The 23,361-nt window shown below is 35.3% G+C and carries 15 protein-coding genes; 2 read left to right on the top strand and 13 right to left on the bottom strand.

The genetic code is table 11. The annotated features are described in order from the left end of the window. Window positions 1–63 precede the first annotated feature (63 nt). The 9 genes from ACFO5O_RS07655 to ACFO5O_RS07695 all read right to left on the bottom strand — a co-directional run bounded on the left by ACFO5O_RS07655 (window position 64) and on the right by ACFO5O_RS07695 (window position 12,723). Window positions 64–2,862, bottom strand: a complete 2,799-nt coding sequence (locus ACFO5O_RS07655) for an alpha/beta hydrolase family protein (RefSeq protein ID WP_387962502.1) — start codon at window positions 2,860–2,862, stop codon at window positions 64–66. Between the two features lie 150 nt (window positions 2,863–3,012). Then, window positions 3,013–3,780, bottom strand: coding sequence for an SOS response-associated peptidase (locus ACFO5O_RS07660; protein WP_387962504.1), 768 nt, complete (start codon window positions 3,778–3,780; stop codon window positions 3,013–3,015). Between the two features lie 66 nt (window positions 3,781–3,846). Beyond that, on the bottom strand, window positions 3,847–4,767 hold the full coding sequence (locus ACFO5O_RS07665) for an EamA family transporter (RefSeq protein ID WP_387962506.1): 921 nt from the start codon (window positions 4,765–4,767) through the stop codon (window positions 3,847–3,849). Window positions 4,768–4,823: 56 nt separating this feature from the next. Beyond that, window positions 4,824–5,819, bottom strand: coding sequence for an NADP-dependent oxidoreductase (locus ACFO5O_RS07670; RefSeq protein WP_387962508.1), 996 nt, complete (start codon window positions 5,817–5,819; stop codon window positions 4,824–4,826). A gap of 4 nt (window positions 5,820–5,823) precedes the next feature. Then, window positions 5,824–9,105: a VPS10 domain-containing protein gene (locus ACFO5O_RS07675; RefSeq protein ID WP_387962510.1), complete on the bottom strand. Its 3,282-nt coding sequence runs from the start codon at window positions 9,103–9,105 to the stop codon at window positions 5,824–5,826. Window positions 9,106–9,215: 110 nt separating this feature from the next. Further along, on the bottom strand, window positions 9,216–9,671 hold the full coding sequence (locus ACFO5O_RS07680) for a cold-shock protein (protein ID WP_387962512.1): 456 nt from the start codon (window positions 9,669–9,671) through the stop codon (window positions 9,216–9,218). Between the two features lie 173 nt (window positions 9,672–9,844). Continuing rightward, window positions 9,845–10,510, bottom strand: a complete 666-nt coding sequence (locus ACFO5O_RS07685) for a hypothetical protein (RefSeq protein WP_387962513.1) — start codon at window positions 10,508–10,510, stop codon at window positions 9,845–9,847. An 88-nt stretch (window positions 10,511–10,598) separates the two neighbouring features. Beyond that, window positions 10,599–12,113: a DEAD/DEAH box helicase gene (locus ACFO5O_RS07690; RefSeq protein WP_387962515.1), complete on the bottom strand. Its 1,515-nt coding sequence runs from the start codon at window positions 12,111–12,113 to the stop codon at window positions 10,599–10,601. A gap of 130 nt (window positions 12,114–12,243) precedes the next feature. Next, window positions 12,244–12,723: an Hsp20/alpha crystallin family protein gene (locus ACFO5O_RS07695; protein WP_387962517.1), complete on the bottom strand. Its 480-nt coding sequence runs from the start codon at window positions 12,721–12,723 to the stop codon at window positions 12,244–12,246. Between the two features lie 584 nt (window positions 12,724–13,307). Between ACFO5O_RS07695 and ACFO5O_RS07700 the strand changes: the two genes are divergently transcribed. Next, window positions 13,308–13,868, top strand: coding sequence for an ExbD/TolR family protein (locus ACFO5O_RS07700; protein WP_387962519.1), 561 nt, complete (start codon window positions 13,308–13,310; stop codon window positions 13,866–13,868). Between the two features lie 62 nt (window positions 13,869–13,930). On the opposite strand, the gene ACFO5O_RS07705 is transcribed toward ACFO5O_RS07700, so the two are convergent. Both ACFO5O_RS07705 and ACFO5O_RS07710 read right to left on the bottom strand, forming a co-directional pair. Then, window positions 13,931–16,090, bottom strand: coding sequence for a S9 family peptidase (locus ACFO5O_RS07705; RefSeq protein WP_387962521.1), 2,160 nt, complete (start codon window positions 16,088–16,090; stop codon window positions 13,931–13,933). A 56-nt stretch (window positions 16,091–16,146) separates the two neighbouring features. After that, window positions 16,147–16,548 carry a 3D domain-containing protein gene (locus tag ACFO5O_RS07710; protein WP_387962523.1) on the bottom strand — a complete coding sequence of 134 codons (402 nt, stop codon included), beginning with the start codon at window positions 16,546–16,548 and terminating at the stop codon, window positions 16,147–16,149. A gap of 79 nt (window positions 16,549–16,627) precedes the next feature. On the opposite strand from ACFO5O_RS07710, the gene ACFO5O_RS07715 reads away from it, so the two are divergent. After that, window positions 16,628–17,944 (top strand): dipeptidase, encoded by a 1,317-nt coding sequence (locus ACFO5O_RS07715; protein ID WP_387962525.1) that lies wholly within the window; start codon window positions 16,628–16,630, stop codon window positions 17,942–17,944. A gap of 67 nt (window positions 17,945–18,011) precedes the next feature. Here the strand turns inward: ACFO5O_RS07715 and ACFO5O_RS07720 are convergent, their stop codons facing one another. Together ACFO5O_RS07720 and ACFO5O_RS07725 are read right to left on the bottom strand one after the other, a co-directional pair. Next, window positions 18,012–21,239, bottom strand: a complete 3,228-nt coding sequence (locus tag ACFO5O_RS07720) for a WD40/YVTN/BNR-like repeat-containing protein (RefSeq protein WP_387962527.1) — start codon at window positions 21,237–21,239, stop codon at window positions 18,012–18,014. 97 nt (window positions 21,240–21,336) lie between these two features. Next, a complete protein-coding gene (locus tag ACFO5O_RS07725) occupies window positions 21,337–23,313 on the bottom strand; it encodes an alpha-ketoacid dehydrogenase subunit alpha/beta (RefSeq protein WP_387962529.1) in 1,977 nt (658 codons plus the stop codon). Window positions 23,314–23,361 lie beyond the last annotated feature (48 nt).

The raw sequence follows: 23,361 nt of genomic DNA on the forward strand, positions 1-23,361 counted from the left end.
GCTAAGATTTATAGTATAGGCTATTTTAAATGTCACAGTACCTATACTAGAAATTGCCATTTGTTAGTTTTTTGATGTGTCAAGAAGTTCGTATCCCTGATTAATTCCTTTTTCAACTGCAGGAACACCACGATCCATCCAAACAGGCATTGGCTCTCCCTTTAAATAATGATCAAAAAACTGCGCCATTCTAATATTGAAATCTTTCCTGTTAGGATATTTTAAAGGCCAATGTGGTTCGCCATTATAATTTAAAAACCAAGAGGGTTTGCCTAAACGTCGTAAACTCGTAAAGAATTCAATCCCTTGATACCATGGCACATGACCATCGGCATCGTTATGCATAATCAGTAAAGGCGTGTTGATTTTATCGATGTTGAAAATAGGTGAATTCTCTATGTAGCGCTGCGGATATTCCCAAGGCGTACCTCCTATTCTACTTTGCGTATGCTCATACTGAAACTGACGACTTAAGCCTGTCCACCAACGAATACCACCATATGCACTAATCATGTTGGGTACAGGTGCACCAGATTCAGCGGCTTTGAAAATATCTGTTTTGGTGACCAAATATGCAATTTGATAACCACCCCAACTATGACCCTGAACACCGATATTATCTTTATCAACAAAACCTTTAGCAATTAAGGCTGTAACTCCCGAAACTACACAATTTAATGCGCTTTCACCCGGATAACCCACACGATATTCTACATCGGGATTAAAAATGAGATAACCTCTGCTTGCATAAAAGCTGTAATTTATGGTTGAACGACCATAGGACGGCTCGCGATGGTTGTGGAGACCATCAGAGCTACGCTCGTAAAAGTTGACGATCATTGGATATTTTTTATTAGGATCAAAATTTTCAGGCTTTACTAACATACCTGATAGCTCCTTGCCATCTAAAGAGATCCAATTAACCAACTCAATAGTTCCCCAGTTATAGTCACTTTGCTGTGGATTGGCATTGCTTAAAACCGTTTGCTGTTTAAAACTTAAATCCGTTAGGCGTAATTCTGGAAATTCAGAAAACGATTCACGTGTAAATAATAGCGCATCGCTTAATTCGGCCTTTATAGGTCTGGAATATTGATATGGACCCTGTTCCAATACTTTAATGTTATTATTTTTTGGATTAAAAGAAGCATAACCAGCATCTTTGCTCGTTTCATTAAAAGTAGATAACAACCAATTTTTATTCGAATCAATATAGTGCTCTTCACGGTCTAATTTAAGGTAACGATAAACGGTTTTACTGGATCTTCCATTGGTGAGATTGGTAGACTGACCAGTTTCAGGATTCACCTTCCAAATGTCGTAGCGGTCGTAGATTAGCAAGTGCTTATCATCTTCTGTCCATCCTGCAAGCCCATAGGCATAAGGATAGTTAGGCGAATCATTTAATTCATCATAAAAGATTTTACCTTTAGTGAGCGTATTATATTTTCCTGTAGCTACATTATATGAAAACCATGTACTATCCACAATTCTATAACCGTAAACGTACTTTCCTTTAGGGCTTAAATTTGCCGAAGCGACTTTTGTTAAAATGTGTTTGGTAGCACCTGTATTGGTATTGACTAATGCGTAATCTTCAAAGCGCTGGCCTGTCCATTGACTTTCTAATTCGTATGGGGTGCTGTTTCTTATTAAAGCGACATTTGCATTACCTTCATCAGTAATATCAATATCTTCAAAATCGGCATTTCCGAGCTGTACTAGTGTATTAGTTTTAAAATTGAAAACCGTTTGAAATGATTTGATTGTGTCACTTTTTACCTGAAGCTCTTGTACTGTATATAAACGCGGCTCGTTGTATGTCCATACTTCTACATTTGAAATCTCATCTTTTAATAAGGTGGTATCCTTCACAATTGGAGGTAAACGTAAACCAAAATAGAGTTTAGATTCGTCTTTAGAGAAACTTATTTTACCATCAGATGACACCAAATAGCCTTTTGGAGCGGTGCTATTATCTAAACGTTTTTGAGCACTAGAAGCACCTTCAGCCCAAGTGTATAGTTCATTTGGTCTAACTTGTACTTTGGTTGTATCTTGATCTACGATGAAGCCTAGTCGTTTACCTGTTTCACTAAACTTAAGTTGGTCATAATTGGCCTTATCTGATTTGTGGATATGAGAAATTTGTGATGTTTTTAAATCTTTAACAAATACACCAGAATTTTCATTAGAGACATCGCCAGTAGTTATAAAAGCTAATTTTTCTCCACGTTCAGCAAAGGTATGATGCGTCACATATGTAAAGGTATCTTGTGCTTTTGTGGTTAATTGATGAAGTACTAAATGGTAACCATTTTTCTTACTCACCTTTTTGGTCTTCTTTTTAGCTTCCTTCTTTGTTGCAGTAGTATCATCATCTTTAGTAGCTTTCTTTTCTTCTTTGATATCTTCTAAATAATAAGCCACATAACCCGACCATTTTTCTGGAAGGTCGAAAGATTTCACATTCGGAATTTTAATCAACTCCCTTGTAGATAAATTATAAATTGCCAAGGTGTCTTTTGGTAATTTATCCTTTTTAACTTTTCGACGTTGCATGTCATCAATGCTATCTTTAAAGGGTTTTATTATAAAGTTCAAAAACTTTGAGTCATATGAAAACTGACCTTTGGTGCCTCGTTCATAATCGAGAATGAGCGTACCATTGGCACTTTTTAGATACAGATGACTGTCTGAATTATCACGTTCAAGATCATAAGTAACATAATTACCGTCTGGAGAAATTGCTCGTGAACTAATGGTTTTCCAAAGTTCAACATCGCTGTGATTGAGAACTTTTTTTTGGGCTGAAATAGAAATAGAAAAAATAATAAGGAGGGAACTGCAAATTAGTTTCATTATTAAAATGAGTTAAGTGAATATTTTTGAATCCTGTAAAAATAATTATAATTAAATTAAAAGTTGACCTCTAAAACCAAATCAAAGTGTTAAAATTATGGATTGTAAATGAAGATGATTTACACATAGAATCGCTCCGATCTGCTCTGACTAAAAAAGGGTATTAAGTTCGTCATAAATAACTTCATCAGAACTTTGTTCAACATTGCCCGCATATTCTTTACCACGTAATTTAGCTACCGTATGCGAGCTTAATTCTTCTTCTGGATAGGAAGTTATTAGACGCTCAATAATTTGCTTGTCGTGTTCATCTAATATCGGCATTAGCCACTTATCTGCCAACTCATCTGATAGTATTAAAGGCATACGCGGTCCTTCCAATTTTGGATTATTATGAATTTTAGCCATCAAATTATTTCCTTGTGTTGTAACAATTGAAAACGTGTTCATGCTACTTCCATTCTCATTGGTCCATTTAGACCATAATCCGGCAAGTACCATTGGCGAATTGTCTTTTTTGCTTATAAAATAGGGATATGTGTTTTTTTGAAAATGATGATGCTCATAAAACCCATCAACATAAATGATACACCTTTGATGTTCTGCTGCATGTTTAAACGAGGGTTTTTCAAAAATAGTTTCACCTCTAGCATTTAGGGTGCTGTTCCAAATTTTTTTTAATCCTTCATCGTCTTTAACCCAATATGGTACCAAACCCCAGGTTGCAACTTTTGGAAAATAGGGATCTTCATCAGTATAAATCAAAAGTTCAGGATGACTAAAACCAGAAGCATGGTAAAGCGGCAAATCAGTATAGGGTAATAATTTTTCAGTTATTTCCTCTATAGCTTTTAAATCACCACGTTGTTTAGCTCTTTTAAGTTGCGTTTCGTAAGTTGCCTTAATATCATAACACATGCTATAAAAATAAAAGTTTTTTATATAACATGAGTATTGATTATTAATAGTTGAAAATGACTACACCTATTTTTTAGAAAATCTTGAAAACATTACAAACTTCTTTTTAGAGTTTATAAAGTATACACTTGTTAATAAGAATGCAGCTGCGATGATAGATTGAAGACTTATAAATTCGTCTAGCACATACCAACCAAGTAATAATGCAATTACAGGATTTACATAAGCCGAAGTTGATACTTTTTCGGTAGAGACTACTTTAAGTAAATAGTTGAATGCCGTAAACGCCACTATACTTCCAAATATAATTAACAAAATCATAGACCATTGCGCCGATGAACTCCAATTTAAAGGGGAATTCCATGTTTCACCAATAATCCAACTTGAGCCAAGTAGAATAATTCCAGCACTCAACATTTGATAAGCAGTACTTACAAAGAAACTTGAAGGTAAATCGGCTTTAGACACGAAGATGCTAGCATAGCTCCAGCTTAATACGCAAAATAAAATCATAATCATGCCTATGGCACTATGCTCATTTACGATTAATCCATCCTGACTAACCAAAAGATACATTCCTATAATCCCTAATACCACACCAAATAAGGACTTTGCCTTAATTTTTGTACCATGTAGTATTCGCATTAAAAAAATAACGAATAAAGGTTGTGTGGCAGCTTCTAAAGCTGCAAATCCACTATCAACATACTTTAATGCCCATACAAAAACGCCGTTTCCAAATGCTAAAAACAAAAAACCTGCAATGATACAATTGGTTAACTGTCGTCTTGATATTTTTAAATTCAGTTTGAGAAATGCTGCGAGAACCACCATTAATATTCCCGCACAAATAAATCGAATAGAAGCTAACATCAATGGAGAAACTTCTGTAACAACAATCTTATTAAGTAAATATGTTGATCCCCAGATCACATAAATTGCAAAGAATGATAAAATTATTAGAAGTTTACTTCGTGATATTGCCATTGAGGTTGATTAAAGGAGGTAAAATTAAGGATTAATATTTAGCTTTAATCAACTTCCTATACAACTTTTAACAATAATTTACCTTGCTTATCCCCAGAGAATAATTTCAAAAACGAGTTGTGAAAATTATCTATGCCTTCAATAATGGTTTCTTCACTTTTAAGCTGACCAGACTGAATCCAACCTGCCATATGTTGTGCTGCTTCTAGGTACTTGTCTGCAAAATCAAAAACAACCATCCCTTGCATGGTTGCCCTATTTACCAGTAATGATAAGTAGTTCCCTGGGCCTTTGATTCTGGTTTTGGTATTGTACTGTGAAATTGCTCCGCAGATTACTACGCGTGCATGACGTCTTAATTTGGTCAAGGCTAAATCTAAAATTTCCCCACCAACGTTGTCAAAGAACACATCGATACCTTTTGGACAAGCCTGCTTTAAGTCATTAACAAAGCTGTCTGATTTATAATCTAAAGCAGCATCGAATCCAAGAGTTTCAGTTAAATAACGACATTTCTCTTGTCCTCCAGCAATTCCGATAACAGTACAGCCTTTAAGTTTGGCAATTTGTCCTACTACACTACCAACAGCTCCTGCAGCACCTGAAACTAAAACAATGTCACCAGTTGAAATTTTACCGACTTCAAGGATTCCGAAATAGGCGGTCATACCCGTCATCCCTAAAACTCCTAAATACATGGGTAAGGGTGCTAATTTAGCATCTATTTTATGCCAACCTTTTCCGTTGGTTACGGTATAATTTTGAACACCTCCCCAACCTGTGATGAATTCACCTACCTTAATATTAGGATGTTTTGAAGCTTCCACAATGCCAACTGTTCCAGCACGCATAACGTCTCCAAGATTTACTGGTTCTATGTATGATTTTCCTTCGTTCATCCAACCTCTCATGGCCGGGTCTAAAGAGATATAATGGTGCTTGATTAATACTTCGCCTTCCGATATTTGTGGAATAGGTTCCGTTTGACGTTCCCAAATATCAGCCTCAGGAATGCCAAACGGACGTTTTTTCAATACATATTTAATATTCATCAATTTAATTTTTTGGTTCCATTCCTCGTCCTGGGGTATATGGTGCTCCAGCTTTTACTAATTTTTCTTCTAACTGTTTTACATCTTGATTATAGAGCACTTCTAGTTGTTGTTTGATGACATCTATTTCGGCTTTGGCAATTGCATAGCTATCTTGATGCGTTTTAGTGGGAGCGGATGTAGAATATTTTTGCTCGTAAACAATATTCCCTAATCTTCCCATCGGACTCTGTGGCTGATCAATATCTAATTGTGCTTTTACGGGGTCTCCGTATAGGGCTTCTCTCGCCGCTTTTAATTTTTTCTCAATTGATAATACTTCACCTGAAAGTTGTTCAATTGGTAGGTTTGAAAGTTTGATGGCTTCTTTAATATATTTTAGTTTATTGCTCATGTCACCCATGAGGTTTTGACATATACCCGCTTTGGCCTCAAGACTTGCAACTTCTTGTTGGAAAGCCACTTTAGCCGCTCTATCTTGTGCCGGCATCACAGTATTGTTGAGCGCTTTTACTTGAAATGAAACAGGACTTACTAAAGCGGTTATTTTACCATCTTGGTAAAGTGACAGTTCAACAGTATAAGTTCCTGGTTCAACTAAAGTGCCTTCATTCCTACTTGAGAACGGATTGTAAAAAGAAGGTGATCTAAAATTAATTGCTGCTTTCGACGAAAAACGTAAATCCCAATGAAAGCGTTGCAGCCCTTTTTTTGGAGCTTTTAATTCTTTTTTCATAACCTCGCCACTAGCATTTTTTATAGTAAACACTAATTGTGGTTCGCTCTCATCATATTCTGCTTTTAATTCCGAATAATTTGGATAGGGCGTGTCATTTTTATCCTTAATTAATGCTTTTTCAGCTTTTGAACGTTTGTCTTTTAAGGATTGATAGCTCTCATCATAATAATAGGTAATCATGACCTCCGGACCAAGATTAGGTGCCGTAAAGAAATTATCGCCTTGAAAAGCTTTACCAGGAAGTCCTAAAGGTTGACTTTGTTCCCACATTAAGGCATCTCTTATAGGGTAAATCTTGGCGGTTTTTGAAGGCACCGTGTTTTCAATTGATCGTAAAGAAGAATAATCATCCAGTACATAAAACCCTCTTCCAAAGGTGCCTAATACTAAATCATTTTCACGCTTTTGAATGGCCATATCCCTTACGGCAATAGTTGGTAATCCGGCCGATAATTGTTTCCATCGCTTACCACCGTCTGGTGAAAAGAAAGCTCCAAACTCTGTTCCACAGAAAATTAAATTAGTATCAATATGATCTTCTTCTAAAGCGTAAACACTCCCTCGTTCTGGTAAATTAGAACTGATACTAATCCAAGTTTTACCTTTATCACTTGATTTAAAAACATAAGGCTTAAAGTCGCCATATTTATGATGGTTAAACGCCACATAAATCACATTAGCGTTGTGTTGTGATAAATACACACTGTTCACATAAGATTGCTTTGGTGCTCCAGGAATATTATCAATTTTTCGCCATGTTTCGCCCCCATTTTCAGTAATTTGAATTAATCCGTCGTCAGTTCCAACAATCAATAAGTTTTCATCAATAGGTGACTCTGATAATGCTACAATGGCTCCATATTTAGATGTTGAACCATTTTTAGCAACCGCATCAATACTCACAATACGATCATAGACTTTTAATTTATTTCTGTCGAGTTTACGCGTTAGGTCATCACTGATGACTTCCCAACTGTTTCCATAATCATCAGATCGAAATAATTTATTAGCCGCAAAATAGATACGGCCTGAAGCATGATGACTAACTGCTAATGGTGAATCCCAATTCCATATATATTCATCTTCTCCTTTTCGTTCTTTAGGTTGAATTCCCACTTCTTCTCCACTCTTTCTATCATATCTCACCAAATAACCATGCTGTGATTGCGCATACACAATATCTGGATTATTAGGGTCAACTTGAGATTCAAATCCATCACCACCATGGGTTATAAACCAATCAAAATTTGTAATGCCGTGGTTCGTTATGACTCTTGAAGGTCCGCCTATACTAAAATTATCTTGCGTACCGCCGTAAACATTATAGAAAGGGAAGTCGTTATCAACAGCTACTTTGTAAAATTGAGTAACCGGTAGATTTTCTTTAAAATCCCAAGTTTTAGCTGCGTCAAAAGTTTCATATATTCCGCCATCTGAACCTACCAGCCAGTGTTGTGTGTTATTGGGATCTATCCACATACTGTGATTGTCAATATGTTTAAAATCTTCGCCTACTATATTAAAGGTTTTACCACCATCGTGGCTCACAGTCATCCATGTATCCATAGAATATATAGTATTTACATTTACAGGATCTGCAATAATTTCCTGGTAATAATTTCCACTAGTAACATGGTCACTGCGTTTTTCCCAACTTGCACCCCTATCGGTCGAACGATAAAATCCACCTTTGCTATCTGCTGCTTCAACAATTGCATATAGATATTCTGGATCTGCAGGAGAAATTGCTAATCCAATTCTACCTAACTCTACACTAGGTAAGCCATTATTGATGACCGACCAAGTTGTTCCGCCATCAGTGCTTTTATGTAATCCAGAACCAGGTCCACCTCCTACATAGGTGTAAACATGACGTCTGCGCTGTAAGGTAGAAGCATATAAAACAGCGGGATTTCGAGGATCCATGACAACATCGTTTACTCCAGTATGCTCATCAACAGTTAATACAGCTTCCCAAGTTTCTCCTCCATCAGTTGTTTTGTACAACCCACGTTCACCTCCTTTACTCCATAATGGACCTATAGCTGCTACATAAACAACATTCGAATTATCAGGATGTACAATAATCTTTCCAATATGTTCAGACGTTTTTAAGCCCATATTTTTCCAGCTTTTACCACCATCAATAGACTTATATACACCGTCACCATAGGCGACCGAACGCTGGTTGTTATTTTCACCCGAACCAATCCAAATCACATTGGAATTATTGGGATCCATGGTCACGCAGCCTATGGAATATGATCCTTCTTTATCAAATATAGGGGTGTACTCTATACCAGCATTAATGGTTTTCCAAACACCACCCGAAGAAGTGGCAACATAATATTCATATGGATTATTAGGGTTAACTGCAATGTCAGAAATTCGCCCTGAAGTTAATGCCGGCCCAATATTTCGCCATTTGAGACCATCTATTTTAATGGTATCTAATGCTTGTTTGTCGTCTTTTTTTGATTTTTGGGCATACGAAAATTGTAGCATTATTAATAACGCTACAACAAAAATAACATGTACTTGTTTCATGAAGTAAATTGAATAAGGATTACGAATAAGTGCGTAAGTTATAAATTATATATCAAAAATAGATAATGCCTTATTGAATTTATGACCGGAAAAAATTTAATTAAATCGAGCTAGATTAAGGTTACTTTCACAGCATTCATACCCTTCATACCACGTTCTAACTCAAACGATACTTTGTCATTTTCGGCAATTTGGTCAATCAAGCCACTAACGTGACAAAAATATTTTTCCTGATTTTCAGAATCGATAATAAAACCAAATCCTTTTGAATTATCAAAAAAGGAGACCTTTCCTTTTCTTACAGGATCAACTTCTTCAATATCGCTATCTTCTTTTTTAGGAATACCAATTTCAATACTGCTGGCATCTACCTTAATTTTATCTTCTGGATTTGGAGGTGTATCTGTTAAATTGCCGTAAGCATCTACATATGCGAATTGAATGCCTTTTGAACTTGATTTTTGTTCGGCTTTACGTGCTTCTTTCTTTTTTTGTTTTTCCTCGCGTTTTTTTAAACGTGCTTTTTCTTTTTCAATTTTGTTGAAGGTCTGTTGTGATCTTGCCATTCCTGTGTTGTAACTATTTTGTTTTAAAAAGACAACCTTTTACTTGGAACTGCAATATGAAGAATTGAATACCTAGAAGTGTGTTAATCTTTGATTATTGTGAATGACAAAGTTAAGCTATAGTTTTTAATTAAACTTATAATGAAGACTTTTTTATTAAGAAAACCAACGAGTTATTCTTCCTTGGTTACAATAATAGTGGCCTTTACCCCTGTTAAAAGATTCCATTTTTTGGAAGAAACTAAAACGCCATTATCATCATAAACCTGAAATTCTGCAGTATTAGGACCAGACTCACCCTGATTTAAAGCTAAAAAAACTATTTTGTTAAAACCGATGGTAAGTGGCACATCAAATGATTTATAACCACCCGTTAGCAGTAAACTTGGAATATAAACTTCATCATTAACAAAAACTCTAACTAAATCGCCATCAGGAAATTCATGATCTCGACATCTAATATTAACAGATTTGCCGTTACTTCTAAAATCACCTAAAAACTGATCTGGCATTGCTTCGAGCTTAAGACCTTGTTCAACAGCCTTTTTCTCCCAACGTTTTGCAAATAGTTCGCCTGGGTCTCTTAAGGTACTATTATCAAACATTGAAAACTCTTCTTCCTTTTTGATTAAGGGTAATGGTTTAGTTACTAAGAGACCTTGAGTATTGGAATTATTTTTGTTCTCTTCTGGTTTAATAGGAAATTTGGCGGCTATTGAATCTGTCTCATTACTTTTTTCGACAGGGATTTTGATTGATTTTTTTTGTGTGTCAGGTTGTTGTGCAAAGCTGATAAGGCTACACAAAAGTAAAAGCAAAATTGTGATCTTGGTTTTCATAGGATGTTTTCTGGGCGATCTAATTCAAAAATCATACCTCAATTGTCGAAAATAACGCCTTTTCCTAAAATAAATTTTTAAATATTCGTTAAAACTTTCCGTTGAAGCTTAAACGCAGCTTTCGGTTATATTCTTCAAAGAGCCAATCCTTGTAGTTTTGTGTACTATTCATAATACAATATGAATACTGTTTGATGCGATAAGAAATATCGTCTTGTAGTAATTGTGCAAGTGCTCGGGCTTCAAAAACGTCTTCGCTATTTTCTATACATAGTTGTGAATGATGCTCAATTGAACGTTCAATAGCGACTATTGACTTATGACCCTCACCTAATACTTCATGATAAACAGATTTAATATCGAACTCGGTAGATTTAGACGCTTTAAAGCGTTCTCTTAATGAATCAGGCATCACATAAACAAAGTCACGCTCTATCTCTTCGTCATTTCTTAAGTTTTCTAAATAAAGATCAGGATATTTAAAAATATGTTGCCAATCAACAGATTGATCCCATGGACCAAAACGAATTATATTATTTCCCAAATCTAGGACTAAAAAGGAGTTTTTGTTATCCAAAACGCGAGAACCTCTTCCTATCATTTGAAAATATAATGTTAGCGATCGTGTGGCTCTATTTAAAATAACCGTTTCAACAGTGGGTTCATCAAACCCCGTAGTTAGTATACTTACCGAGGTCAAGATGCCGTCTGGCGTATGTTTAAACCATTTTAAAATATCCTTTCGTTCTTGCTTGGAACAGGTATTGTCTAAATGTCTAATATTATAACCAGCTTTTTTAAAAGTATAATACACTTCTTTCGAAGTATTAATACCATTATTAAAAATTAAGGTTTTCTTTCCCTTCGACATTTCTTCATAAGCATGCATTAACTTGCCTTGCATATGAGTATTAGTATATAAAGCTTCTGACGATTTTACCGTATAATCACCATTAATTCCAATTTTGAGCGTATTTAAAGAAACGTCAAAATTGTAAATTTCAGCTTTGGATAAAAAACCGTTTTTGATTAACGTAGCAATATCATCGCCCACAATAAGTTCTTGATAATTATCCTTCATCGGTAATTTGATGTTAGAACTTAATGGGGTGGCCGTAACTCCAAGAATGAAGCAATCTTTAAAAAACTTAAATAGTTTCCTGAAGGAATTATAATGTGCCTCATCAATAATAACCAGACCAATATCTTCGAGCTTTAGTTTATCATCATTGAGACGATTGTTTAAGGTTTCAACCATTGCCACAAAACATTTATATTGATCCTGATCTGGCAACTCTTTAACCTTGCTATTAATAACCTTGTTATTTACTTCAAATCCAGATAGCATTTTGGATGTTTGTTTACAAAGCTCCACACGATGCGTAAGAATTACAACCTTCTTGTTATATTTTTGGATATAACGCCTGACGATTTCTGAAAAAATCACTGTTTTGCCACCACCCGTTGGTAACTGATAGAGTAAGTTATAATTACTTGGTGCGTTCTCCAAGACATCAAAAATGCGTTTTAAGTCTGCAATTTGATAATCGTACAGACTTTTCTTGGTTTCAGGTGTCTCTTGTAGTTGGGTGGATGTTGACATATATAGTATGGTCCTCAAAAAAAAATTCTTACAAAATTACTATTTTATAAGGTTGTTTGAGCGAATTGTTAAAAACATTTGAAAAAAAAAGGGGAAACAATTTGTTTCCCCTATTGCGAATTGCCTTTAATTATGAAATTTGTATGCGTTTTGGAGGCTTCTGTTTTGCCTCTTCACGTTTAGGCAAGGTTACCATTAAAATTCCGTCTTTGTAAGTCGCCTTTACTTTATCTGATTCTACCGAATCTGGTAAAGTGAACGTACGTTTAAAGGATGAGTAACCAAACTCTCTTCGAGTGTAATTTTCCTCCTTTTGTTCATTTTCATGTTTGACTTCGGAGGCAATTGAAAGGGTTTTATTATCCACATCAATTGAAAAATCGGATTTTTTCATGCCTGGAATAGCAAGTTCTAGCACGTAATCTTCATTTGTTTCTTTAATATTAACAGCTGGAAGGGTTATTCCAGTATTAAAATTAGAAAGAAACTCGGTGCCTAAACTATTTTCAAAAAAATTATCAAACCAAGATGAAAAACTTGGTAACGATGTAAGGTTATTTCTTTTTGAAACGTCACTGCCATTTTTAGGCATGGTTACTAATGTACTCATGGTTTTAAATTTTTAGGTTAAACTTTAATTTTTCACCTTATCTAAAACAAAAAAAATACCAAACCTATTTAAACCCATTTCGCTGACATTTTTTCGATGTCACTCGTCAAAATGTCATATAAAAATACTTATAAACTGTTATAATGTAAACCTTTAGTGTTAAAAACTGTTAATTTGTTACTCTGTTAAGCATAGTACTGTAACAAATGTTTTTGTTTGTCGTCTTTCTTATAAATCAAATCAAAAAACATTCAATTATGAGAACTTTAAACAACAATCAAATGACAAGATCTTTTGAGCAATCAAAAAGCAACTCTTGGAACAGTAAAAGACGTTTTAGATAATAAACGTTTTTAAGAAAACATCATCAATCAAAAAATCAAAAAACCATGAAATCATTATCTAAAATCACAAATACATCGCATTCCATCAATGACGATTTAAGCACTATCAGATAAGCGATGTATGGACAAAACAATCATCAATCAAATCAATTAGAAAACCAGCATACCTAAAATATGCTGGTTTTTTTAGTTATGGTACTGTTTTTGTGACAGTTTTTAAAACTACTAACACCAAATAAAATGAGATCACAGCGTCTATTTTCTCCAAAAGTTAATGCAGGCTCCATGGCCGATATTGCATTTTTATTACTCATCTTTTTTCTAGTTACAACAACTATTTCAGTTGATGCTGGCATTAACCGTAAGTTGCCAAGCCCTTGCCCACCAAGTATGGATTGCACTGATACTAGTAATGATCGAAATATTTTTAGGGTTATTTTGGGTCGAAATGATCAAATTTTTGTTGGTGATCAGTTGATAGAACTTGAAGAGCTCAAAGCGTTGACAAAATCCTTTTTAGATAATAATGGTGATGGTTCTTGCAATTATTGTAATGGAAAACAACTCACATCACTTTCAGATCATCCAACAATGGCTGTGGTATCATTGCAAACTGATAAACTAACCACATATGATTTTTATATAAAAGTGCAAGATGAGTTAACCAAAGCTTACTTCGAATTGCGTGAAGAATATGCACTTAAAGTCTATGGTAAAAAACCAGAAGCGTTGACGAGGCAAGAATTAGAAAACGTAAGGGCAGCGTATCCATTTTTACTATCGGAAGCCGAAACAAAATAAAAAGGTTAAGTAAAAAAGGGAATCAAATTACTGATTCCCTTTTTATATATAATTAAATGATTTTAACTTCTATGTTCTAAATCTAATAAAAAAGCATAAATCAATGCTGTACGCTTGTAACGTTCAAAACGCCCCGATGCACCGCCGTGTCCAGTTTCCATGTTACAATCCATTAATAAGAGATTATTATCTGTTTTTAATTCACGAAGTTTAGCTACCCATTTTGCGGGTTCCCAATATTGTACTTGACTGTCCCAGTAGCCCGTAGTTACCAAAATGTTTGGATAATCTTTTGCTTCAACATTGTCATAGGGTGAATACGACTTCATATAATCATAATACTCTTTGTTTTTTGGATTACCCCATTCGTCAAATTCAAAAGTAGTTAAAGGAATAGTCTCATCTAACATGGTTGAAACAACATCCACAAAAGGAACAGCAGCCACTACTCCATTCCATAGTTCGGGTTTCATATTTAAGACAGCTCCCATTAACAATCCTCCAGCCGATCCTCCATAAGCGTACAGATGCCCTGGACTAGTATAACCTTTAGATACTAAATACGCTCCACAATCTATAAAGTCTGTAAAGGTATTTTTCTTTTTCAATAGCTTTCCGTTTTCGTACCAATCACGACCCATTTCCTGTCCGCCTCTAATATGTGCAATGGCATAAATAAACCCTCTATCTAATAGACTTAATCGTGAAGCATCAAAGGAGGCTTCAGAACTACTTCCATATGACCCGTAAGAATACAGTAATAATGGCGTAGATTCACTTTTGTCAGTTCCGTTTTTATAAACTAATGATATAGGAATTTTGGTGCCATCTTTTGCAGTAGCAAATAAGCGTTCTGATTTATAATTTTCTGCTGAAAACCCACCTACAACCTCTTCCTGTTTTAATAAGGTTTTGGCTTTGGTGTCCATATTGATTTCATAGGTGCTGTTTGGCGTAGTTAAAGAGGTGTAACCGTAACGCAATATATTAGAATTGAAATCAATGTTAGATGTTGTATAGACTAAATAACTGGGGTCATTTAATTCCAAATAATAGTCTTCCGAATTATCCCATTTCATAATTCTAACCTCACGTAAACCTTTTTTTCGTTCGGTCAAAACCAAATGGTTTTGGAATAAATCAAAATCTTGAAAGAACACATCTTCTCTGTGCGGAATCACATCTTCCCAATTTTCTATTGAGGGTTTCTTTACAGGTGTTTTAACTAACTTGAAATTTTTTGCATCCCTATTAGTTCGTATATAAAAATGATCTCCAAAATGGTCGACACCATATTCTAAATTAGTTTCTCTTGGTTGAATAATTTTAAACTTACCATTTGGTGTATTGGCATCTAAAAACCTGTACTCTTGAGATAAAGTTTGAGAACTTCCTATAATAATATATGCTTTAGATTTAGTTTTATAAACAAACGAATTAAAGGTTTCGTCTTTCTCTTCAAAAACTAGCACATCACTGGATTGATCGGTACCTAAAGTATGTCTGTAAATTTTATTTTGTCTTAAGGTCTGCGGATCTTTTGTGGTATAAAAAACGGTTTTATTATCATTGGCCCAAACCGCACTTCCACCGGTATTACTCAATTGGTCTTTTAATAACTCTCCGGTCTCCAAATTTTTAAAATACAAGGTGTATTTACGTCTAGAAACGGTGTCGATCCCATAAACCAAAAGTTTATTGTCTGGGCTTATTGATTGACCACCAATTCCATAATAAGTGTACCCTTTGGCCATTTGGGGGCCATTTAAAATAATTTCTTCAACATCAGATCCTAATTTTTTTCTACAATACAAAGGATAATCATTACCTTCTTCATACTTAGTGTAATAGGCATAACCGTTATCATTTACCGGAACAGATTGATCATCTTGTTTTATGCGACCAACGATTTCTTCGTATAAAGTGCTTTGAAGTTCCTCGGTAGGCTTCATAACTTTGTCTAAATATGCATTTTCGGCATTTAAATACTCTAATACATCTTGTGTTTGGGCATCTGGAGTTGCGGCATTTTTTTGTTCATCACTCAAACGCATCCAAAAGTAATTATCAATACGGGTGTCACCATGAATGGTTAATTCCTCTGGAACAATTTTAGCTTTAGGGGTAGGAATATCAGCATAATGTGATTTAGACTTCTGCTCAGATTTGCAAGAAATAAATAACAAACCAACTAACAGAAACGCATATAATTGTGTTTTCATAGAATGATTAAGATTAAATTTGAGTAAAGCTAATGAAATTTAATATGAGTAAAGAATTATTTTTCGAAGGGAACTCTAAAATGAACGGTAACTTTTTTTCTGCCCCATTGTTTCGCTGCTTTGATATCTGTTCCCATGTAAATGTCAATTTTATTTTTCCAACGTTCGTGCATTCTGTCTTTAACAAGGTAAATTCCTTTTAGACCTTCAATAGTTACATAGGTATCCTGTTTAAATCCTAGCCGATATAAATCATTGGAAACAGCAATATATTTTAACCCTGGTTTCAAGCTGTCGCCAAAAGCCGTAATATGAGGATCCCCATCGGTTTGATATTCTACCGAATTGTAAGCCGTGGCTGTAACACGTAGCGATTTCCATTCGTATTTAGGAACTGTTTTTTCTTCACAACAATAAAAAGCAAGCACTAGTGGAAGAATGAGATATCTAAAATCCATTTTTAAATATACATTATTATTGTTTAAGTTGAATTTGCTTTTTGTAAATTCACATTTTTAAAAAATTAACATTCTACCTATGAAATTACTTATTATTACTTTTTGTTTAGCAACAACACTTATGTCCTGTAAAAACGATTCAAGAACATCTGAAACTAATGATCGCGCTAAAGATTCCATTGCACTTATTGAAAAAGCCAAAGCTATTCACGAACGAGTGATTACTCTAGACACCCATTGTGATATCAATGTCAAAAATTTCACCGATTCTATTAATTATACCCAAGATTTAGATTCACAAGTAAATTTACCTAAAATGAAAGCAGGCGGTTTAGATGTCGCTTGGTTTATTGTGTACACTGGTCAAGACACTTTAACAGATGAAGGCTACAAGAAAGCTTATGATAATGCGATGTCAAAATTTGATGCCATCCATAAATTAGTGAACGAAATTGCTCCCGATGAAATAGAATTAGCAACCACATCTGACGATGTAAGACGGATTGTAAAATCTGGTAAAAAGGTGGCCATGATAGGTATTGAAAACGGTTATCCCGTTGGAACAGATATTAAAAACGTAGAAAAATTCTACAATCTTGGAGGCCGCTATATGTCATTGGCGCATAATGGCCATAGTCAATTGAGTGATAGCAATACTGGAGAAGCTGATGGTATTTGGTTGAATAATGGTTTGAGCGAATTAGGAAAAGAGGTTGTAAAGGAAATGAATCGTCTTGGTATGATGATCGATATCTCTCACCCATCTAAAGAAGCAATAAAACAAATGTTTGAGTTAAGTAAGGCCCCTATTATTGCATCACATTCTTCTGCAAGAGCATTGTGCGATCACAGTAGAAATCTTGATGATGAGCAGCTGGAATGGTTGAAAAAAAACGGTGGCGTTGTGCAAACGGTTGCTTTTCAAGCCTATGTCAGCAAAGAAAAAGATGATGCCAGAAATGAGGCCTTAAAAGTGCTTGAAAAAGAAGTTATGGATTCCCTAGGAAAACCTTGGATGGCTAGAAAGGATATCATGGCATTGCCAAACACTGAAAGAGATGCGTACATTGAAACCTATATTGCAATGAGAAGTATTGTAAAAGAAAAAGCAAAATCAATGCCCCAACTTCCACCTGCAGTGAATGTTCAAGATTTTGTTGATCATATTGATTATTTAGTTGAAAAAATAGGTTTAGAGCATGTTGGTATTAGCAGTGATTTTGATGGTGGCGGTGGTGTACAAGGCTGGAGTGATGCTTCTGAAACCTTTAATGTCACTTTAGAACTTGTAAAACGCGGTTATACTGAAGAACAAATTGCCATGCTTTGGAGCGGTAATTTATTAAGGGTATTAGATGAAGTTGAGGCCGTAGCCAAGCAAATTCAATCGCAATAATAGTTAGAATTAAATCATAAAAAAAACCGATAACTTAAAGTTGTCGGTTTTTTTTAAGTGTTTACCTCTAATTGTCAATTAGTCCTTGTCCTTCAATCCACGGAGCTCCAGCAGCTTTTAAAGCTTTTTCAATTTCAGGTAACATTGAACTGGTTACCGATTTTAATTTTGATTTAATATCTGATAATTGCTTACTTGCTCGATTTAACGATGCCTTATGTGTCCCAGTTGGCCCATAAGTACTAAAAGCAACAGAGAAAGCGATACGAGAAACATTATTAGGTGTTGGATTAGAAGACTCTCCTATTTCCCCTTTTATTGGATGGCCAAACAATTCTTTTTGAATTTCTAATAATTTCACTCGTGCGTCATTAATTTGCTTAAGTATTTCGGTATTAGATTGTGTTGTTTTGTTCGCGGCTCTTGTCATAGCATCAATTTGATCCAGGCTTTTTGACATCACCATATTGGTGGCCTTAAGATCTTGTTGAAAATCGACAATGGTTTCTCTATATGCATTAATTTCATCATACGATTTTCTCGGTAAAGCGCCTTCATATAAAGGCACTACGTTAAATGATTTAGGTCCTTGCAGGGTGGTTGTTAAACCATTTATACGTTTGACTAGAGTGACAGTATAGCTTCCTGGAGTGGCCTTAATAAAGCCACCACTAAAGGTGTCTCTATTAGTGCTTAATTCTTCACCACCTTTATTCGGGTAATTTAATTCCCAATTAACCCTATTAAATCCTTTTTTATTAGTCCCTTTTACCGTATTTACGATATTACCATCTGCGTCCTTAATAATTAGTAGTACTAATGGACCATCTTCATTTTTTTCAGCTTCAAGAGCATCCCAACCAGGAAAATCAGTGTTGGTCTTTTCTCTAGATTTTCGTTCATCCTTTAAGCTGTTAATCTTGTCGGACATAAAATAGGTGAAATTAGCACCATATGGAGGATTATCAGCGACGTAACGATCATCACCTTGTCCTTCTGCTTTATCATTAGATGGTATATACCAATAGGCGTCTTTTACATCAAATAAAGTAGCTTCTGTATTCAACATTGAACTGTCAAAATTTCTTAAAGGTGATATGTCATCTAGGATAAAGAATCCCCGTCCAAATGATGCGCCTACAAGGTCATTCTCGCGTCTCTGAATAGTAATGTCTCTGAACGCTATGGTTGGTATTTCACCTTTTAATTGAATCCAATTTTTACCGCCATTAGATGTGAAATAGATACCATATTCAGTTGCCGCAAATAATAAATCTTTCTTTATATGATCTTGAACTAAACGCCAAGTTAAAAGCGTATTTGGTAAATCACCATTAATTAATGTCCATGATTTACCTTTATCTGTACTTTTAATTAAATAGGGCTTATAATCACCATATTTATGATTGTCTAATGCTGCATAAACCACATTTGCATCAAATAAATCTGCTCTCACATCATTGACAAAAGGTGTTTGTGGCAATCCTTTTATAGAATTTAAACTGACTTTTCGCCAATTTGTTCCACCATCTTCGGTTATTTGAATAATTCCATCATCCGTTCCGGCGTAAATAAGGCCTTCTTGTTTTGGTGATTCAGCCAAAGACGTAATGGTGTTATAATTAGACATAGCGCCAACATCCCATGCGTTGTCCCAGCTCTGTTGTTTCCCAAACATTGGAAGTGTAATTCGGTCTTGATTAAGAGTTAAATCTTTTGAGATAGGCGTCCAATCATCTCCTCTATTATCAGATTTCCATACGCGTTGCGATGCAAAATAAAGACGTGAAGGTTTGTGCGGACTCACCAAAATAGGGGCATCCCAATTAAATCGTTCAGATGGTTCTCCTTCTCTCGACTGTGGTTGAATAAACACTGTTTCTTTGGTTGTTTGATCGATTCTCCACAGTGCACCTTCTTGAAATTCTCCATAAGTAATATTGGGATTCCCCGGCTCTATTGCTGATTGGTGACCGTCTGCTCCTAGAGTTTTCCACCAATCGGCGCTAACAATTCCAATTCGACTCATGGTTTGTGATGGTCCTCCATGAGACCCATTATCTTGCGTCCCACCATATATATTATAAAAGGGTTTAGAATCGTCAACGGCTAACTTATAATACTGTGTAATAGGTAAATTACTAATGAACTTCCATGATTTTGTTAGATCGAAACTTTCATAAAGCCCTCCATCAGTGCCAAAAAGCACATAATTAGGATCTGAAGCTTTAAAGGCCATGGCATGACTATCAACATGCTTATTTTTTTCATTCATCTGCTTAAAAGTTTTTCCATGATCTTGAGATATCAAAACATAATTATTCATAAGAAAAAGTTGCCCTTCATGATGAGGCGAAGCATACAATTCTTGATAATAATGAGGTCCAGTTCCACCTGATACAGTATCAGATTGTTTGCTCCAAGATTGGCCTTTATTTGTAGATATATATATTCCTCCTGTTTTACGATCCAACTCAATGGCAGCATAAATAACGTCAGAATTAAACGGAGAAATAGCAAGGCCAATTTTTCCTAAATTAGATTTTGGAATACCATTTTTTAATTCTGTCCATGTATCACCACCATCTGTGCTTTTAAAAATTCCAGTGCCAGGACCTCCGCCTAAATAAGCAGCGACAGTTCTTTGTCGTTGCCACGTAGCTGCATATAAAACGTCTGGATTTTTAGGGTCAATCACTATATCAGTAGCTCCTACCCATTCAGCATCACCCAAGGTTCTATTCCATGTTTTACCACCATCTGATGTTTTATAGACACCTCGTTCACCACCTGAAGTCCATAACGGTCCTTGTGAAGCCACCCAAACCACATTTGAATTTTCTGGATGGACGATAATTGTTGACAAATGTTCAGATGATTTTAAACCCATGTTTTTCCATGTCGCACCATCATCGTGGCTCACATAAATACCGTCCCCAAAGGCAACGTGTCGACCCCCTACGTTTTCGCCGGTCCCTACCCATATGGTATGCGGGTTATTTGGGTCAATTGCAATGCTTCCAGTAGAATAACTTTTCTCCTTGTCGAAAAGTGGCGTCCATGTAGTCCCAGAATTTTCGGTTTTCCATACACCGCCCGAACCAACGGCAACATACCACACGTTTTCATTATTTGGATGAATTGCAATATCAGCAATGCGACCAGACGTAAAAGCAGGTCCGATATTTCTGAATTTTAATCCACTAAAAATATTCTCATCAATTTTTTGAGAAAACATTAAAAAAGTAGAAAATAAAAGGATTAGGGAGAGGCAAGTGATTTTAAAATGTTTCATTGAAATTATAAATTAACTTTCTAGAAAGAAATGGTTAGGAATAGCAAGTTAAAGTATTTTTTTGGGGAATTATAAAATGGGTTAGAAATTATTTGAACTAATAAGCTATAAGATTTTTTAATTCTTCTTCAAATCGTCCTTTCGCCAAATATTGCTGTTCCAATTGATTTATAAACGGAATAGGAGTTTCCATACTTGCAACACGTTTTACAGGAGCATCTAAAAATTCAAAACAGTCTTCCATAATCAACGCTGAAATATCACTGGCTATACCTCCAAATAAAGAATCTTCCTGTACTATTATGGCTCTCCCTGTTTTTTTAACTGAATTATAAATTGATTCTGTGTCTAATGGTTGAAGCGTTCTTAAATCAATTAAATCGGCCTTAATATCTTCATTATTTGCAAGTGTTTCCAGTGCCCAATGAACTCCAGAACCGTAGGTGATAATTGTAACATCTTTGCCTTCCTTGATAAGCGAAGCCTTTCCAAATGGAATAGTAAAATAATCTATTGGTACTTCTTGCCTAATACTTCTATAAAGTGCTTTGTGTTCAAAATATAGTACAGGATTTGGATCGTTAATGGCTGTGGCCAATAAACCTTTGGCATCATACGGAAAAGCGGGATATACCACTTTTAATCCTGGTGTTTTAGTAAACCAGGCTTCATTAGTTTGGGAATGAAAAGGGCCTGCTGCCACCCCACCTCCGCATGGCATTCGAACAACAACATCTGCATTTTGATTCCAGCGGTAATGGGATTTTGCTAAATAATTAACAATAGGATTAAAACCAGAACTAACAAAATCAGCAAATTGCATTTCAACAACAGATTTTATACCTGCTATGGACAAACCCATAGCAGCTTCAACAATTGCTGATTCACAAATAGGTGTATTTCGAACACGTTCTTTGCCAAACTCCTTTACAAAACCTTCTGTAATTTTGAAAACACCCCCATATTCCGCGATATCCTGCCCCATAATCACAAGGTTTTTGTGTTGTTGCATAGATTGTTTTAGGCCTTGTGAAATGGCATCAATAAAACGTATTTCTTCGGCTTTAGAATTAGATTCAATGTGCTGATATTCAAATGTTTTATAAACATCACTTAATTCTACGCTTCTATCAGGAATTATAGGCTGTTCGGCATTAGCTTGCTCCAAGGCAACATCAATTTCTTCCTTAATTTTTATAGTCAGCGCTTGATCTTTTTCAGGAGTTAAAACCTTCTCTTTTAGCAAATAGTTTTTAAAACTTATTAAAGGATCTTTAAGTTCCCATTCAGCCATCAGTTTTTCTGGCACGTATTTGGTGCCACTTGCTTCCTCATGACCTCGCATTCTGAAAGTTTTAAATTCAATTAGAATTGGTCTGGGACGTTTTCTTATACTTTCAGCTAGTTTTTTGACTTTAGTGTACACTTCAATAATATCATTACCATCTAGTACAAATGCTTCCATACCGTAGCCTTTACCACGATCAGCTAAATCTTTACAATGATATTGTTCACTTGTGGGTGTAGAAAGACCATATCCGTTATTTTCAATACAAAAGATTACTGGTAATTGCCAAACAGAAGCAACATTTAAAGCTTCATGAAAATCACCTTCACTGGTTCCTCCTTCACCAGTAAATACTGCAGTAACTTCATTTTTATTGTTTAAAATATTAGCCAAAGCAATTCCATCGGCAACGCCAAGCTGTGGACCTAAATGTGAAATCATACCTACTATATGGTAGTCTTGAGTACCAAAATGAAATGAACGATCACGACCTTTGGTGAAGCCGCTTGCTTTGCCTTGCCATTGACCAAATAATCTATTTAAAGGAATATCTCTGGTTGTAAACACACCTAAATTACGATGCATAGGTAAAATATATTCATCGTTTTTAAGTGCCATAGTAACACCAACAGAAATTGCTTCTTGACCAATCCCAGAAAACCATTTAGAAACTTTACCTTGACGTAACAATATCAACATTTTTTCCTCTATCAACCGCGGTTTTAGCATGTTGGAATAGAGGTTCAAAAGTGTTTGATTATCTAGCCCTTTTTTATCGAATAGCATATGTTTTTTGATTGAAGTCAACATTATATCTAATTTATGAAGATAGTT

The organism is Geojedonia litorea (assembly GCF_042654525.1).
GTDB classification, from domain to species: Bacteria; Bacteroidota; Bacteroidia; order Flavobacteriales; family Flavobacteriaceae; genus Geojedonia; species Geojedonia litorea.